This is a genomic window from Selenomonas sp. F0473 (assembly GCF_000315545.1).
Taxonomy (GTDB): Bacteria; Bacillota; Negativicutes; order Selenomonadales; family Selenomonadaceae; genus Centipeda.
The window spans coordinates 786,158-802,186 of sequence record NZ_JH992902.1; the positions used below are offsets into that span (position 1 = coordinate 786,158).

Annotated in this window: 17 protein-coding genes and 1 pseudogene; 2 read left to right on the forward strand and 16 right to left on the reverse strand. The window is 56.3% G+C overall.

The features are described 5' to 3' along the window. Positions 1–73: 73 nt before the first annotated feature. From HMPREF9161_RS03630 to HMPREF9161_RS03675, 10 genes and pseudogenes are all read right to left on the reverse strand, one after another. Positions 74–454 (reverse strand): desulfoferrodoxin family protein, encoded by a 381-nt coding sequence (locus HMPREF9161_RS03630; protein WP_009728329.1) that lies wholly within the window; start codon positions 452–454, stop codon positions 74–76. Positions 455–625: 171 nt separating this feature from the next. Further along, on the reverse strand, positions 626–1,612 hold the full coding sequence (locus HMPREF9161_RS03635) for a glycosyltransferase family 2 protein (RefSeq protein WP_009728330.1): 987 nt from the start codon (positions 1,610–1,612) through the stop codon (positions 626–628). Beyond that, positions 1,609–3,195, reverse strand: a complete 1,587-nt coding sequence (locus HMPREF9161_RS03640; RefSeq protein WP_009728331.1) for a glycosyltransferase family 39 protein — start codon at positions 3,193–3,195, stop codon at positions 1,609–1,611. Before HMPREF9161_RS03640 ends, HMPREF9161_RS03635 begins: the two co-directional genes overlap by 4 nt. A 132-nt stretch (positions 3,196–3,327) precedes the next feature. After that, on the reverse strand, positions 3,328–4,287 hold the full coding sequence (locus HMPREF9161_RS03645) for a sugar-binding transcriptional regulator (RefSeq protein WP_009728332.1): 960 nt from the start codon (positions 4,285–4,287) through the stop codon (positions 3,328–3,330). A gap of 129 nt (positions 4,288–4,416) precedes the next feature. After that, on the reverse strand, positions 4,417–4,788 hold the full coding sequence (locus HMPREF9161_RS03650; RefSeq protein ID WP_009728333.1) for a PTS glucitol/sorbitol transporter subunit IIA: 372 nt from the start codon (positions 4,786–4,788) through the stop codon (positions 4,417–4,419). A gap of 18 nt (positions 4,789–4,806) precedes the next feature. Next, a complete protein-coding gene (locus tag HMPREF9161_RS03655; protein WP_009728334.1) occupies positions 4,807–5,334 on the reverse strand; it encodes a PTS glucitol/sorbitol transporter subunit IIC in 528 nt (175 codons plus the stop codon). A gap of 14 nt (positions 5,335–5,348) precedes the next feature. Then, on the reverse strand, positions 5,349–6,344 hold the full coding sequence (locus tag HMPREF9161_RS03660) for a PTS glucitol/sorbitol transporter subunit IIB (protein ID WP_009728335.1): 996 nt from the start codon (positions 6,342–6,344) through the stop codon (positions 5,349–5,351). Positions 6,345–6,397: 53 nt separating this feature from the next. After that, complete coding sequence (locus HMPREF9161_RS03665; protein WP_009728336.1) at positions 6,398–6,799, reverse strand: transcriptional regulator GutM; 402 nt, start codon at positions 6,797–6,799, stop codon at positions 6,398–6,400. Positions 6,800–6,997: 198 nt separating this feature from the next. Then, positions 6,998–7,836, reverse strand: a pseudogene (locus tag HMPREF9161_RS03670) (ketose-bisphosphate aldolase). A gap of 73 nt (positions 7,837–7,909) precedes the next feature. Then, positions 7,910–8,656 (reverse strand): GntR family transcriptional regulator, encoded by a 747-nt coding sequence (locus tag HMPREF9161_RS03675; RefSeq protein WP_009728338.1) that lies wholly within the window; start codon positions 8,654–8,656, stop codon positions 7,910–7,912. A gap of 141 nt (positions 8,657–8,797) precedes the next feature. On the opposite strand from HMPREF9161_RS03675, the gene HMPREF9161_RS03680 reads away from it, so the two are divergent. Beyond that, on the forward strand, positions 8,798–9,505 hold the full coding sequence (locus HMPREF9161_RS03680) for a triose-phosphate isomerase (protein WP_009728339.1): 708 nt from the start codon (positions 8,798–8,800) through the stop codon (positions 9,503–9,505). A gap of 24 nt (positions 9,506–9,529) precedes the next feature. Further along, positions 9,530–10,051 carry a YjbQ family protein gene (locus HMPREF9161_RS03685; RefSeq protein ID WP_009728340.1) on the forward strand — a complete coding sequence of 174 codons (522 nt, stop codon included), beginning with the start codon at positions 9,530–9,532 and terminating at the stop codon, positions 10,049–10,051. A gap of 65 nt (positions 10,052–10,116) precedes the next feature. Here the strand turns inward: HMPREF9161_RS03685 and HMPREF9161_RS03690 are convergent, their stop codons facing one another. The 6 genes from HMPREF9161_RS03690 to HMPREF9161_RS03710 form a co-directional block, all read right to left on the reverse strand. Continuing rightward, complete coding sequence (locus tag HMPREF9161_RS03690) at positions 10,117–11,439, reverse strand: NAD(P)H-dependent oxidoreductase (protein ID WP_009728341.1); 1,323 nt, start codon at positions 11,437–11,439, stop codon at positions 10,117–10,119. Positions 11,440–11,625: 186 nt separating this feature from the next. Further along, positions 11,626–12,393 carry an NTP transferase domain-containing protein gene (locus HMPREF9161_RS03695; protein WP_009728342.1) on the reverse strand — a complete coding sequence of 256 codons (768 nt, stop codon included), beginning with the start codon at positions 12,391–12,393 and terminating at the stop codon, positions 11,626–11,628. Further along, positions 12,390–12,647, reverse strand: coding sequence for a hypothetical protein (locus tag HMPREF9161_RS10035; protein ID WP_232213514.1), 258 nt, complete (start codon positions 12,645–12,647; stop codon positions 12,390–12,392). Before HMPREF9161_RS10035 ends, HMPREF9161_RS03695 begins: the two co-directional genes overlap by 4 nt. 11 nt (positions 12,648–12,658) lie before the next feature. Continuing rightward, entirely contained in the window at positions 12,659–13,309 is a 651-nt protein-coding gene (locus tag HMPREF9161_RS03700; RefSeq protein ID WP_232213515.1) for a hypothetical protein, read from the reverse strand. Continuing rightward, the gene (locus HMPREF9161_RS03705) at positions 13,281–14,261 is read right to left on the reverse strand and encodes a choline kinase family protein (RefSeq protein ID WP_009728345.1); all 981 of its coding nucleotides are present in this window, start codon (positions 14,259–14,261) and stop codon (positions 13,281–13,283) included. Before HMPREF9161_RS03705 ends, HMPREF9161_RS03700 begins: the two co-directional genes overlap by 29 nt. Positions 14,262–14,281: 20 nt before the next feature. Then, on the reverse strand, positions 14,282–15,856 hold the full coding sequence (locus tag HMPREF9161_RS03710) for a CDP-glycerol glycerophosphotransferase family protein (RefSeq protein ID WP_009728346.1): 1,575 nt from the start codon (positions 15,854–15,856) through the stop codon (positions 14,282–14,284). Positions 15,857–16,029: the final 173 nt, after the last annotated feature.

Consider the following 16,029-nt stretch of genomic DNA (forward strand, 5'->3'; position numbering starts at 1 on the left):
GCGTCTCGCTGCAAAAAAGCCGCCGCACGCGCGCGGCGTACGGCAGCTTTTTACGGGGGAAACGAACCGTCTCTTAGATCTCGGCCTGCCACAGCCCGTGCAGGTTGCAGTAGGCAAGCACTTTCACCGGCGCATCGCCGTCCGCAAGGCGGAACGTCACCGCGGGGGCGTCCTCGGGGGTGAGGTCCAAACGCTGTTCGCCCTTCTTCGTCACGAGCAGGACCCAGTCGATGAGATGTGCCTCCGTCATCGGATGCGCAACCGAGCCGACGCTCACACGCACCTCGTTCTTCGCCGCATCATAGGTCGGCACAGGCACGTGCTTCTCGTGTGCGGCATCCACCGTATTCGGCGTGAGTTCTTTCAGCTCCGTACCGCAGCACGTAAGCTCGTGCGCCTCATCTCCATAGACCTCGACGACGCGCGACCCGTGCGCAAGATAAAATTTTGACATAAAAAGCCCTCCTATCGCGGAAGTTCCAAATCGATCGAACTTCCCAAAAATAAAATACACAACAAAGATAATGGTGAAATGGTATAGATATGGTCTATACTCCCTTTCACGAATAATAATTCTCCACAAAAAGAAGATATCCTTCTTTTCTCCAAAAAAATTTTATATTTTTTACGATTTTTTTGTTTCGCGCTGCTCACCGCTCTCTTCCAGGCCGACGAAATCCCGTACGAGATAGCGCGGGCGGCGCTTGACCTCCAAATAAATCTTTCCGACGTATTCCCCGATCACACCGATCGAGAGGAGGATCAGTCCCCCTAGAAACCAGAGGGAAACGACGAGACTCGTCCATCCGACAATGGTCTCCCCCATAAAATGCCGGATGATCGACCAGACGAGCATGCCTCCGCTGACGAGGGAGATGAACATGCCCAACTGCGAGATGAGCCGGATGGGACGGGCAGAGAGCGACGTTACGCCCTCCCATGCGAACGAAGCCATACGGCGCAGGGGATACTTTGATTCTCCCGCAAGACGCGGCTTGCGGCTGTAATAGACGATATCATGCGACAGCCCGATCATGGGCACAATGCCGCGCAGGAAAAGATTTACCTCCGGGTACGCCGCGAGCGCCTCGAGCGCGCGCCGATCCATCAGGCGAAAATCCGCGTGGTTGAATACGATATCCGCACCGAGCTCGCGCATCACACGGTAGAACGTCTCCGCCGTAAATCGTTTGAAGAAACTGTCGGACGCGCGGTTCTCCCGCACGCCGTAGACGATGTTGGCGCCCACCGCGTACTTTTCGAGCATGGCGTCAACCGCATCCGCATCGTCCTGCAGATCCGCGTCCATACTAACGGTCACGTCCGCATAGGGGCGTACGGTCATAAGACCCGCGAGCAAGGCGTTCTGATGCCCCTCGTTGTGCGCAAGATTGATGCCGGCACAAAGAGTGCTGCGCCGTGCGCATTCGACGATGAGGTCCCACGTGCGATCCCGGCTGCCGTCGTTGACGAAGGCAATGCGGCTCTCCGGCGCGATGCTGCCGGCCGCAATGAGCTGCGTGAGTTTCTCGGTCAGCGTCTCTGCCGTATCGCACAGCACCTCCTGCTCGTTATAGCAGGGAACGACGAGATAGAGTACCGGCCGCTTCATTCTTTATCATCCCTATAGATACAGAGCCCGTCATGATTCTCTACGAGCTGCCAACGCGCGGCGCCCAGCTCCGCCTTCATCTTTTGATACATATAATCCCGCATAATAATGTATTTCGGACGCGTATCCTCGCGCAGTGCCGCAAGAGAGGCGGCATTGTTCGTGTCCGCCTCGATGCCCGGAATATCCGTATAGAGCATCACGCCGGGACGGAGCTGTTTATCGACGTAGAGCACACGGCCCTCCGCATCCGCCGCGGCACGGTATTCCCGCGCATAGTGCAGCGCCACCTGCTTCACACTGAAATGACCGGCGGCAGCCGGCATCAACACGCCAAAGGCGATCGCCATCGTCAGAATGCCCGCGCCGGCATGCAGCCATGCGGCGCACAGCAGATGATGAGACGCCGTAATACTGTAGACGATCAAGGCGCCCAGTACGAGCGTAAGGGCGCCGAGCCAAAGTCCGCCCTCGGCGAGCTCCGCGAGGCTGTCCCCGCTCATCAGCCAGCCGAGGCCGACCGCGAGGAACATGACGGCGCTCCCGCCTGCCCACGAGAAATGCGTCTCCCGCCAGTCGTCGAGCATCCGCGCGAGGTTCCACGCAATGATCGTCGAGAGCGCGGGCGTCAACAGGAGCATATAGGAGACCTGCTTCGTCTGCGCAATGGAGAAAAACACGAGGACAAAAATCCACCACACTTGAAAGAAGGCGAGCTGCTGCGCCTCCTCGCCGAAACTCCGGTAAAAGGCATTTTTGACAGACTGCACGAGCAGCCCCGTCCACGGAAAGAACCCGAGAATGAGCACGGGCAGATAGAACCACCAATGCGCGCGTACGGGATGCAGCGGCGCCGTGAATCGGCCGACATTGTGGAAGCCGATGAATTCCTGCACAAACGCCATACCGTGCACATCGTACATATAGGCATACCACGGCAGACCGACGGTGACGACGATCAGAAGGCCGCGTGCGACATGCATGCGCAGGATCTGCTCGAGCCGGTGCGTAACGAGCAGGTAGAAAAAGACGATCCCTGCCGGGAACACGACGCCGATCGGCCCCTTCGTCATCACGGCGAGCCCGCACGCGAGATACATGAGCCAGTAATGCCGATGAATAAAGCTAAAGAGCGCCGCCGTTAGAAAGAACAGCAGTGTCGTGTCGGTGACGGAAGCCTTGCCCATATACATGAGCATAACGCTCGTCCCCATCACGATACCCGCCCAGAAGCCTGTGCGCGCGCCGAAAAGGCGCGCCGACGAGAGCGCCGTCATGAGGACCGCACCGATCGCCATGAGCGCGGCCGGCAGACGCGCCGCAAACTCGCTGAAACCGCCGAAGAGTTTGAGTGAGGCGACGACCATCCAGTAAAAGATCGGCGGTTTGTCATACCAATATTCATTGTAGATACGCGGCGAGAGATAATCGCCGAACCGAATCATCTCCTTCGCGGTCTCCGCATAGACCGGTTCGTCGGGATCCAGCATCGGGGTCCCGCCGATTCCGTAGAGGATCTGAAAGGAAATAATGACGAGCAGCAGCAAATACGCCGGCCAGGCAAGCGTTTTCTCATCGTTCATGCAAATGCGCACCTCACAAATTCCGAAGCAATTTCCTGCATTGTACCATAAAGCCCCCGCCTGACGAAAGACCCGCCCGCAAAAAAGAGGCCGGCGTCCGCTTTTCCCTGCGGCGCGCCGCCCCCATATGCGCTAAATCAGCCGCTCCGCACAGTCGATATCCGTGATGAGCACATTGATGAAACCGCCGCGCACCGCGCCGAGGACGGCTTCCCGTTTTTGACTGCCGCCCGCAACGCCGACACGCCGGGGAATCTTTTTGAGCGTATCGAGCGGGATGCCCGCAACGCGCTCGTTGAAGGACTCGAACGCTTTGGTGTCGCCGTTCCTGTCAAAATAGCGCAGCGCGATATCCCCCACGGCCCCGCGTGCCGTAAATTCGTCGAGAACGGCACGATCCACATAACCCGTCTGCAGGATGGTCGAATCGTCGGTCGAGGGGATGCCGATACCCATGAGCACCATGTCGAGACGTCTGTAGAGACGCGTCACATTGCGGATCGTACGCTCCTCGAGGAACCCTTCGAGCACCTCGCGGCGCGAGAAGACCGCGGGGGCAAAGAACTGGACGCAGTCGCCGGCAAAACGGTCCGCAAACTCCTGCGCGAGGTAGTTCGAGTGGATGTCGAGACGGCTCTCCGCCACCCCGCCCACAAGAGGGACGAATGTCGCCTTGATTGGGCTGCGGATGAAATAATCCGACCGCACGACATTCTGTATCGTGAATCCCATCGTAATGCCGACGAGATCACCGTCTGTGAGAATACGTGAGAGATATTCGAGCGTCGCGGTGCCGAGTTCCGAACTGAGGGGGAACCGCCCCTCCGAGAGCGGGCTGGAAGGAACGATAATGACCTCCTGCAGAGCGTATTTCTTCTCGAGGGAACGCTCCATCTGCCCGTATGCGATGTTGTCCGGATTCTGGATCTCGATGCGCACAATGCCGCGCTCCTTACCGATGCTCAGCATGCGCGAGACCGTGGGACGCGAGATGCCGAGCACCTCGCAGATCTCCTTCTGCCCGAGCCCGTCCTGGTAGTAGAGGCTACAGCATTTAAAGATGAGGCGCACGTCGTCGATGATCTTCTTCACAAGGGCCTCCTTTCATAGCGAAGCTGCGTAGAAATGATGCAAGAAATCCTCGAACACGTTGGCATTTTTTCTATCGAATTGTGAGAAAAAGGAGCCGCCGATACGGCGGCTCCCTCACCGGTAAAACGCTCAGTAGACCTCGATGGTCGCGCCCATTTTAAAATCCGCTTTGACGAGCGGATCGTCCCCCTCCAACATGATGCAGCCGGGCCGCTCCGGAGAGGTTCCCCCCTTAAAGGAGAGCGTACAGTGCCCGAGTTCCTTCAGCGTGTGCAGCGCCTCGTCGCCGACGGCGGTGATATTGAACGCCTTATTGCAGATGATCATCGTGTCTCCCGGCGCGGGATCTTCGTTGTAGTTGGCGGTCGTGTGCAGAACGGAGAATTCCGCAAGTTCCGCCGGCGCATTGTTGTTGAAGATGATGATGAAATTGGCTGCCGGATCGTCGAGAAAATGCAGGGCCTCTTCGCCCCAACTTGTGATTTCACAGTAGTATTTCATGATCACAGCCTCCTCTTTTTACGCCTGCTTTTCCTCACGGCGCTTCATATAGAGATATATCTTCTCGGTGACGATGCCGCGGATGAGGATGACGACCACGCCCACGAGGAAGTAGCGCACGGCAAGGTCGCCGAGCGGCAGTCCGAGTGCCGTGATGCCCGTCGCGATGCCCATATAGACGAAGAGTTCCCCTCCGTTCGCATGCGGGAAAAGTCCCGTCACGGGATGTACGAAACTGACCGCCGCATCATAGTATGCGGGTTTATATTTCTGCTCGACGAAATTGCCGAACGTATAGCACATGGGGTTGCCGAGGAAGAGCACCGCGAGCACGGGGAGCACCGTATAGCGTGTGACGATGTTCTCGGTCGCACGCTGCGCCACGCCGTTCACGCGGTCCTCGCCGATAAGCTTGATGACCGAGTTGACCGCCGTCATCATGATGACGAGGAGCGGGATGATGCCCGTCACCCACGAGGTAAACGTCGCCGCGCCCGCGCGGAAGAGGTCCATAAAGCCGTTTGCCGCCGCTGCAATGAGTTCCATATCTATGCCCCCCCTTAGTAGAGTCCAATACTCGCCGCATAGGCGATGAGCACCGCCAGCGGCCCTGTGATCACGCGCGAGTAGAGCACAGCCGGAACGCCGAGCTCGATCGTCTCAGGGTCCGCCTCGCCGAGGCTGAGCCCGACGGGAACGAAGTCCGCGCCGACCTGCGCGTTGATGGCAAAGAGCGCGGGAAGCGCATACTGCGGCGGGATATTTCCCATGCCGATCTGCGCGCCGAGGAGCGTGCCGACAACCTGCGCAATGACGGCCCCGGGACCGAGCACCGGGGAGATGAACGGGATCGCACAGATGAGCGAGATGACGAGCATGCCCGGCAGCGTGCTCGCCAGCGGCGAGATGTTCGTTGCAATGAAATTGCCGAGCCCCGACACGCTGATGATGCCGAGAATCATCGAGACGAACGCCATGAACGGCAGGATGCTCTTGATCGTGATGTCGATGGTCTCGCGCCCCGCCGCGTAAAACTTATTCACCACGCCGCCGATGCCGATGCCGAGCCGCGTGATAAAGTTCTTGCTGCGTCCGCCCTGTAAATCGGCAATTTCGGCTTTAGCCTGTTCTTTGGTCTTAGGCACATAGGCGGCGACAGCGCCTTCCGCAGCCGCCCGTACCTCCGCCTCGTCCGCATAGGAGAGGCAGGAGGCGTCCACCGCCGAGACGTAGAGTTCCTTCTTGATGAATTGTGCGAGCGGGCCGGTTTTGCCGACGGGCAGGAGATTGACCGTCAGGATGCCCTTCTTCGGATAAACGCCGCAGCGCGCCGTACCGCCGCAGTCCACAACGGCGAGCAGGATCTCCTCATCCGGCACCCCCGTCGCAAAACCGTCGACCGTCTCACAGCCTGCCATCTCCGCAATCTTTGCCGCGATGGGATGAATGCCGCCGCCCGTCACGCTGACAATCTTGTTGCGGTTCTCGGTCGGCACGAGAACGAGAGGTCCGCCCCAGCCGCCCTTGCCGGCAACAATCTTCACAGATTTGAACATACCATTCCTCCTAATCGTCAATAAATTCAATCAATAGAATCTATTCGTACATATCATTCCGCACCCCCGGACTGTGTGCCGCCGAGCCGCGCGATCAACGCTTCCAGCGCTTGAATATGTCCCTTATAATGTGCGCGCCGCTTTTCCGGCAGTGCCATATACGCCGCACGCAGATCGTAAATCGTACGCCCCGCGATCTCTTCGATCGGATGAAACCGACTGAGGATCGTCATGCCCTGCATCATCTTCCCCGCAAGAATTTCTCCCGCGGAATCGCATGCGATGATTACGATATTCGAGGGACCGAGTTTTCGCCGGCGGGACCCGATCCCGACGTTGCCGAGACGGTGCAGTTCTTTGACCGCACGCTTGTACTCCTTGACCTGCAAATGTGTCCCGACGACTTGAATGACGAACAGCAGGAACAGCCCGCAGAGGAGCATCTCTGTCTGCAAGGAGCGAGCCCCCTTTTTCTAAGATTTGTTTTCTTCACAATACAAAAAGAATTATAGCATCCGCACTAGGTTTTTACAATAAATACTTTCCGGAATTTTTGTAAATGTACCGTTCGCAGAGATCCGCTCTTTTCATTTGGGGCCGCCGTATAGGATGAAAAAGCTGCCGGGTGCTCCGGCGGGCGGCATTGGCGTATCTTATGCGGTTTTAGAAATAAGATTGATATAGTAGGTAAGAACCTTGCGCATCCCCTCGTCAATGGCGCCTGCGTTTCGATCAGCGAATCTGTCCGGACAGCGCGTACCTCCCGCATCGCGCCGACGAGGAAATCCGTATAGACGTTGAGCTTGGTGATGCCGTCCCGCACCGCGCGCCGCAGGTTCTCATCGCCCGTCCCCGAGCCGCCGTGCAGGACGAGGGGAATGGGGACGGCCGCGGCAAGTTCGCGCAGACGCTCGAAGTTCAGCTCCGGCACACGATTGCTCTTATAGACGCCGTGCGAGGTGCCGATGGATACCGCAAGCGAATCGACGCCGGTTGCCGCGGCAAACATTTTCGCCTCCGCTACCGTCGTGTAGACATTATCCGTTTCAGTGCCGCCTTCGACCCCCTCGGAGGATCCGCCGACGTGCCCGATCTCCGCCTCGACGCTGACGCCCCGCGCATGCGCATAACGGACGACTTCCTTCGTCAGGCGGATATTCTCGTCCATCTCCTTCATCGACGCATCGAGCATTACGGAGGTAAAGCCGAGATCGACGGCACGGCACAGGAAATCAAAATCCTGGCCGTGATCGAGATGCAGGACGATCGGCGTCTCGACTTTCTCCGCCCAGTATTTGCCGACAAGCGCGGCCTCTTCGAGCGAGATCAGCCCCGCATGTCCCTGGGCAAAAGACAGAAGAATCGGCGCATTCAGCGCATCCGCAGTCTGCACGAAGACGCGGCAGGCATTCAGCGTTAAAAAATCGGGCGCAACGATACCGTAACGCCCCTTCTTCGCGGCCGTGAGGACAGACTTTCCGTCGGTCAGCATAAAATCACTCCTTTGTCAAAATTGACACGACTCCATTTTAATAGTATTTCACCGCAATCCGTTCGTCAATATTTTATTTACCATTGGTAATTATATTTGCCGTAGAGCGTACGCGGAACCGGCTGCGGAACGCGTCGGCCTGCGATGTCGCATACTGGATGACGCGCCCCTCCCGATCCGTCGTCAGAATCCGGGTCACAAATATCGGCGCCTCCTCGGCCAGCTCAAGATAGAGCGCGACTTCCGGCGTCGCGCGAACGACTTCGATGGTCTTGTCCTCCGCATAGGGACACACATGGTGCGCCTCAAGCGTCCGCAGGAGCCCGTGCTGCGCGAAGTCCGTGTGCATGAGCGCCGGGCAGAGCGCGAGCGGGATATAATCGTCCGTGACGGCGTAAATACGTCCGTCGACATAGCGCAGACGTTTCAGATGAAAGACCAGCGCCCCTTCATCGAGGCCAAGCATTGCGGCGAGATTCCCCCGCGCAGGCTCGACCGCCTGCTGGAGCACGCCGCTCCTCGTGACGCGCCCCTCCGCCGAGAACATCTGCGCAAGACCAAATCCGTGCGTCTGCGCCTCGGCGTAGTCGACGGGGACCTTCTCCCCCGTGTAGAACGAGCCGCGCCCCTGCATACGGACAATCTTATTCTCCGATTCGAGCAGTTCGAGCGCCTTGCGTACCGTCGGTCTGCTCACCCCGAGCTGCCGGCACAGTTCCCGTTCTCCGGGAATCGGCGAGAAATAGGCGAGATCGGTAAATCTTCGCTCCATCACGTCGTGGATCCTCTCATGCAGACGCATCTGTTTCTTACGCGCCACAGGCGGCCCCCCTCTTTTCCATTTGTTATAGTATGTGTCCAACTTGTCTGTTTGTCAACAGTAAAACCCGTTGCAATATATTGTTACCTATGGTAATATTTTATTGTCCATTGGTAAATATTTTATTGGGAGGATGCCGGTATGAAGAGTGCCATTTCACCGTTTCTTGTCGTCAACCCAAAATCCTATCTCTACGGCGCGGAAGCTCTTGCACTCGCACAGGCAGCCGATGCCGCCGCAAAAAAAACCGGACTGAAGATTTATTTTACTTGTCCTTTTTCCGATATTCGCTATATCCGCGCGCATACGGAGTCCATCATTGTCACGGCGCAGGCGATGGAGAGTTTAAAACCCGGCCGCGGTATGGGACACCTGCTCCCCGAAGCCATCCGTGATGCCGGCGCGCGCGCGACATTCCTCAATCACGCGGAGAATCCCATGACGGTAGCGGAACTCTCAAAAACGATCCTGCGCGCCCGAGGACTCGGTATTGAGACCATCGCCTGTGCGGATTCCCTCGCCGAGGGCACGGCAATTGCTGCATTCCGCCCCGATATCCTCCTATGCGAGCCGACCGATCTCATCGGGACGGGCAAGACCGCAGACGACGACTACACTGTTTCGATCGTCGCGAAGATTCGATCCGTCGATCCCGCGATCGGCATCATGATCGCCTCGGGCATCACGACGGCAGACGACGTCTACCGCGTCGTGCGGCTCGGTGCGGACGGCAGCGGGGCAACGAGCGGTATTTTAAACGCGCCCGATCCCGGAAAACGCATCGAGGAGATGGCGGAGGCTATCGTCCGTGCCGCGGCGGACCGAGCGTCCGCAGACAACGCATTGTGAAACGGAGAGACGAGGCGTAATCTCATGAGTGTCTTTAAGAAACATCTTTCCCTAGAATCCCACGGCGGGACGCCGACCTTTCTCAACATCACGAGTGACCTGCGCGCCGCCATCGAAGAGAGCGGCATCCGCGAGGGAAGCGCGACCGTCATCTCCCCCCATACGACCTGCGCCGTATTCTTCGAGGAGTTCGTCCACGACGTGGACGAGACCGGCACGGAGTTCCTTCAAAACGACCTCAATCATGTGCTTGAAAAGCTCATCCCCAACCAAACGGACTGGAACCAGTATCAATACCCCGGAGAGGAGCATTATAAGGCCGTTGAGAGCTGGCCGGATGCCGCCTCCTATCTCCCAAACGGCGACCGCACGGCGCTCTGGAACTGCGACGCACACCTCAAGGCCACCCTCATTGGCTCCTCGGAAACATTTGAGGTCACGGACGGCAAGCTCGGCGTCGGCACCACGGGCTACTGTTACTTCGTCGACTTCGACCGCACGCGCGCGCGCAAGCGCAAGTGCACCATCGTCGTGATGGGAGAATAAACGCTGTCGATAAAAAATCCGTTCCTCCTCTACAGGAAGAACGGATTTTTGCTTTCCCTTTTTCTTTATTTCAATGCGTAGCCGTTATTGTACATCTGATCCTGCTCTTTGCGCACCCGGTAGAGCTGCGTCGATGTATCGAGCTCCACCATATCGAGCGTGAGGAGCGTGCCCTTCTTCACGTCGCGCTTCATGCGCGTATTCTTGTTGACGAGCGCATAGACGACGTAGCCCTTCGCATAGGTCTCCTCGGCCGTTGCAATCGAGCCGTAGGTCGTGTAGCCGCCGATGCCGTCGATGGTCTCGCCCGCCTTTAGGTCGCGCTTGGCGACGGCGATGCATTCGCTGACAGGGCCGTCCAAGGGGATGATTGTCGGCTCCCCGTCAATCACAATCTTCGCCACCGTCAGCGGCGTCTCAAGATTGCAGAGATGGTAGGGGCGGTAAAGCGTCCAGAGCGGCCCCGGCCCCATGCTGTGATAGCCCATCTGATAGGCAATCTCCTCGTTCGAGGTCGTCACCGTGACGAAGACGCCGGGCGCAATGCCGTTGACATACTCGACGACGCCGTGCCGGTTCAGGATGCCGCCGTCCTTTTTGAGCTTAAATATCTCGTTGAGCTCCGCACAGCGGTCTTTCGGCGATGCCGAGGGGCCGTGCCCGCCGATGACGTCGGGGATGAGTCCCGTCGCGTTCGACATGGCCGTCATCTCGACCATCGTCTTCGTACCGTCCTTGAACGAGGTGAGCATACGCGGGCTCATCTTGCGACGCGTCGCCTCCTCGAGCACGGTGTCCGGATTGCAGTCGTAGTCGAGCTTGTTGTTCTTGCCCTTGCCCATGACCTTGACGTCCATGCCCATCGCGCGCGCGAACGAATAGAGCTCCATGACCGCGCCCGGCTCGTCTCCCGCGGAGCCGGTATAGATGACGCCGTTCTTATCGCCGAGTTTCTTCAAGTAGCTGCCGATGACGACATCCGTCTCAACGTCCATCATCACGACATGCTTCTTGTTGTTCATCGCGTCGATGGCAATCTTGACGCCGACCTCCGGCACTCCCGTCACGTCGATGGCAACCTCCACGAGGTTCGCCTGCGAAATGAAGTCCGAGTTCTCCGTCGCGACATATTTGCCCTGCTCCATATAGCGGTTCGCCTCTTCGAGCGTCTTTGCCACCGCAATCTCATCGTCGCTGATGCCCGCATAGTGGAACGCGTTGATGACATTTTCAAACTTGATATCGGAGACGATTGCCGGCATAATGCCCTTCATGAGCGCCATCTGCGTGACCATGCCGCGCCCCATCTGCCCCGCGCCGACAATGCCCGCACGGATGATCTTGCCCTCTTCCTCGCGCTTGGCGAGCTTCTTATCCATATTCAGCATCGCGAAACTCCTTTCGCCCACCCATCGGTACGGCTTTCTAGTGATTCTTCTACGATAAAGTATAGCATTTAGCCTTTATCTTTACAATATCGTGCATTCTGAACTTGCGTAAATATCATAGCAAAAAAACAGCATGTTATCACTTGTAAATGCGTTGCAAAAACTTTCTGCCATACAGAACGACGGCTATGCGCCAAAATTTGCATCAAACGCGAGAATATCCGCGAGCGTGTCAAACTCATGAATCACATCGGCCGAAAACGATTTTTGGTACAGCGCAAGCTCTTCTATGTGCCGCATATAGAACTGTTCCCACAGCATTTGGCGTACGGACTCCTCCGCATACTCCTCCCGCAGCAGCGCCCGAAATTTACTGCTGAAGGAGCGCGACCAATAGACCTGCCCCAACATGTACCAGCCGTGTGCACCACCGATATTCACCTCGGTAATCCGACCGTCCCCATTGGTCGTTAGATAATATTCCCGCGTCGGCACATCGCTGTAAACGGCCGCATAATAAGAGCGATATACATACGGCGTGAACACATTCTCCGTAAAATAATTATCCGCAGAGCAGATATAGCTGTTGTCCAGAAAATCCAACACACGGTACAGAGACGACGTATTATTGCAGACGCGGTAATCCGGATTCTCGACGATGTGAACCCCCATCTCATCCGCCAAATATGCGAACTGTTCCTTTAGGTGTCCGACCACCAAGACAATCTCATCAATTCCCGCCGCCTGCAGCTGCCGAATCTGCCGTTCAACGAGCCGTTCTCCCCGCACGCGCAGCAGACCTTTGGGCGTCTTATCCGTGAGCGGCGCAAGACGGCTGCCCGTCCCCGCGGCAAGCAGTATCGCATTGCGGACACGATACGGTGCAAGCGCCTCCCGTGCCTCCGGACGTTCCGACGAGTGCAGAAGGAGCGCCGAAAATTCATCTTCCGTCATACGGGCGCCCCTCTTTCCTCCGCCGCCGGATAGAGCGAGATGAGAAGGACGCCGATGAAGACCAGCAGACACCCTACGACCATTCTGCCCGAAATCTCAGCCCCCGCAAGTCCCCATTGAAGCAAAACGCCCCAAACGACATAGGTTGCATTCGCCGCCATCCCGCGTGCGCAGCCAATCGCGCGGTTGACCGCATACCAAAGGAAATAGGAAATGCCCGCACAGATGCCCGCAAGAGCAAAAAGCGCAAACACATCGGGCTGCGCTATGAGTCCGCGGAGGACAGGCATACCGGAAAAAACGTAAATGCCATAAAGAGAAGAACCGTACCGGAGATGCATTCGCGCAGCGTAATTGCAACGTCGGGCGGAATCACATCCATACCGCGCACGGCTAAGACAATCTCGCTCCCCCAACAAAGGGCGGCAAAAAACGCGCAGCAAATCCCGGGCAGGAGGAGCGGGGGCGCCTCATCCGTCGGCGTATAGCCTGTCACAACAGCGCCCAAGACGGCGAGCAGAATCCCTATCGCCATACGCCCCGTAATCGCCTGACGCAGGAACACCTTCGCCAGGATGCAGCCGAGCACCGGATAAAGCGCCGACACCGCCAATGCGTACGTCGGCCCCGCCCATAGAATCCCGAGACAATAGGACAGCTGCCCAAGAGGACCGCCCAAAAGAGCCGCAGCGCATAAAAAGGCGCCCGGGCGACTGATTAACCGGCGCAGCTTTCCAAGAGAGAGCGCGCCGCGGCATCCGTTGACAGCAAGCAGCGCGAGTGCTGCGCTCATATCGTTGACCGCCGTACAGGCAAGGGAGAACATAATTCCGACGCCGATTGCCGCAGCCATATCCGCCGCCTCTGCCCCCTCGGCGTATAGATAGTTATTCAGTCCCCAAAGAAAACCGCTCAATATGCCAAGAAAGAGCCACAGCTGATAGCGTTTTATCATATGCCTCCCACGAGCCGACGCACTTTTTCCGGATAGGTCTGCGCGAAACGGTACTGATTCTGCTCATACGTCCCGAACGTGACCCCGAGGCTCTCCTTATAGAGGCACCAGTTGTACCACAGCAAACCGCCGCCATATAGGCATAGACGCGCGCGCGCTCCTGTGCGCTGCATCCATCCGGAAAATACGCTTGCAGGAGCCGCTCCGTTTCCTCCTCGGAAAAATTATCATAGATGGCGAACATCGCCACATCCAGCAGCGGGTCAGAAAGCCCCGCATACTCCCAATCAATGAGATAGGGGCTCTCTCTGCCCTCTACAAAGAGGAAATTATCCGAGACCGAATCCACATGGCAGAGGGTCAAATGTTTCGTCAGATACGGCTCCAAAAAAGCGCGCAGAGAAAATACTTCCTCCTTCACATCCGCGTATTCGGGAACGTCAGTCGTCCGCTCCTTGCGAACATCTTCATAAAAAAGGAGGAGTTTGAACGGGTCGAATGGCTTTGCCCCCGTCAGCCCCCGATTGTGTAGCGCGTGCAGCACCGACATGCAGCGCTCTACATCCTCCCGGGTATGTCCATCGCATACGCGTGAGTGCTCATAGTAATGCGATATCTTATAGCCGCCATCGACACTGAGTGCCACGACATCCTCTGCAATTCCCAGCGGACGAATGAGCTCATAAATCTTTGCTTCATTGTCCCGGTCAATCAGCTGCTCTGTGCCAACACCGTTGCAGCGAAAAATATACCGTTCCTTTCCCGCTGAGAATAGGTACGAACGATTCATCATGCCGTACTTCACAGGGAAGAGCTCGCCGGCACCTGCCTCTTGCCCAAAATGGCCGGATATGATGCGCCGGACAAATGCCTCTTCTTTTTTCAGTATCCCTGGTTCTTTCCCGTTATCCATAGTTGATTGCAGCTCTTCCCTCACACAAACGCATCGTCACGTTCAAAAACACTTTTCATATCCCGAATGAAGACATCGGAAAACTGGTCGACCTCAAGCGGAATCGGGAGCCCCATCGGCTCAGCCAAAAGGAGCATCGCCAGCATCAGATAACCGTTCTTCACCTCATCATTTTCATACACACATACAAGCTGTTCAAGCAGCTGTCGTTCCTCTTGTCGCAGCTCAAAGTCATGTAAGCGAATGGGCAGCAGTTCTAAATAGTAATCATACCAATCATAGGAATGCATATTGCAAAGCGTTCCCCTTTCCTGCTGCAGGAGGAAGGAGAGCATTTCCTTCTTTTTCTCCAGGAGCATCTTCTCTACTGTTGCGGAATATATGGGTTCACATTTTCTGCGATATTCCCCTTTGAGATATTCAACGATACGCTTCGCCGCACCGTCATGCCGCAGCCGCATCTCCTCCACAAATGCGGTGCGCTGCTCTGCCGCTGGGTCACTGCCGGAGATGAGCATTTCGAGACGTTCCTCAATCTGTCCCCAGTCTTCAGCAACATAACTGCATGCAGCCATTCGTTCATAGTCATCCGTCAGTGCAGGTCCATGCGGACAGTAAATCAATGGCCGATTTAAAAGGAAAAAGTTCATCACAATGGAAGAAAAATCCGTGAGCAGAATATCTGTGCACAGGAGTGCATCAAAGGGCGGCTCCTCGCCCTCATCAAGTTCTATACCAGAGTCACGCAGCCTCTTCTTATACGCCTCCACTTCCGCAGCGCTCATATTTCCTTGCTGCACAAAGTTAGGGAACATCAGCGGATGCGGGCGAACGGCAAATTGTAGCGTATTGCTCTGGTGCCGCAGGGCAAACTCTATGAAGGCATCCTTATAATCAAAGAAGTGGCTCCCGCCGATATTCTCATCCAATGACCAGCGCGGCGTCCAAAGAATGCGCCGCACCGGATTTCGTTCCACTCTCGCCGACAAATAAGATTGAAACCCAGGATACCCCAGCGCCTCGAAATGCTGTACTCCTCCCTGTCCCGCGAAGGGGTATGCAGAGGAAAGCAATGTATTTTCCTCATCCGAATCACAAAAATAATAGGACACATAGGAAAAGAAACTGGGATTTCCCATCTCCATATGGATAAACAGCTTTAGCCCTTGCGTTCCATATGAAATATAGCAAATCTTAGAGAACTGAGCGACATCAGCTGCACGCAGGCCTTCCATCGGACGCAGTCCCTCATACGGCCGGTCAAAGAAGACATAGTCCGGCCGGAGTACACGCAGGCTCTGAATGTTCGTAAACGCATAGACATGATGATAGCGACTGGAAAAATAATGCCATATTTTAGGGTCATATCGTCCCTGCTTGTTCCCTGCCATCGTATCAATTGCATCATAGGAAGGCATGACAACCATCATCACATCGACTTCAGGGTCTTTATCAAAGACATCATATACATCTGACTGCTTATCCCAAATCGAAGGCTCCTGCACCAGAAATACAACGCGCATCCTTTGGTTCCGATGCGGTCTATTGTGTGTTTCCATCAGATAGTAAGCAGCGAGACAATCCTGTTGTTGCATTTATATCGTCCTCCCTTATTTTATTGTAACGAATCACAGATATGATTGCAAGAAAAAAGACGCCCCTCCGTGTTTTCGGAGAGACGTCCACTTTATATTGTGTATATTTCTATGCACAATTTTTTCACAAATAGGCTGTTTTAGATGCAGGAACCTTCGTCATTACCAGGGTT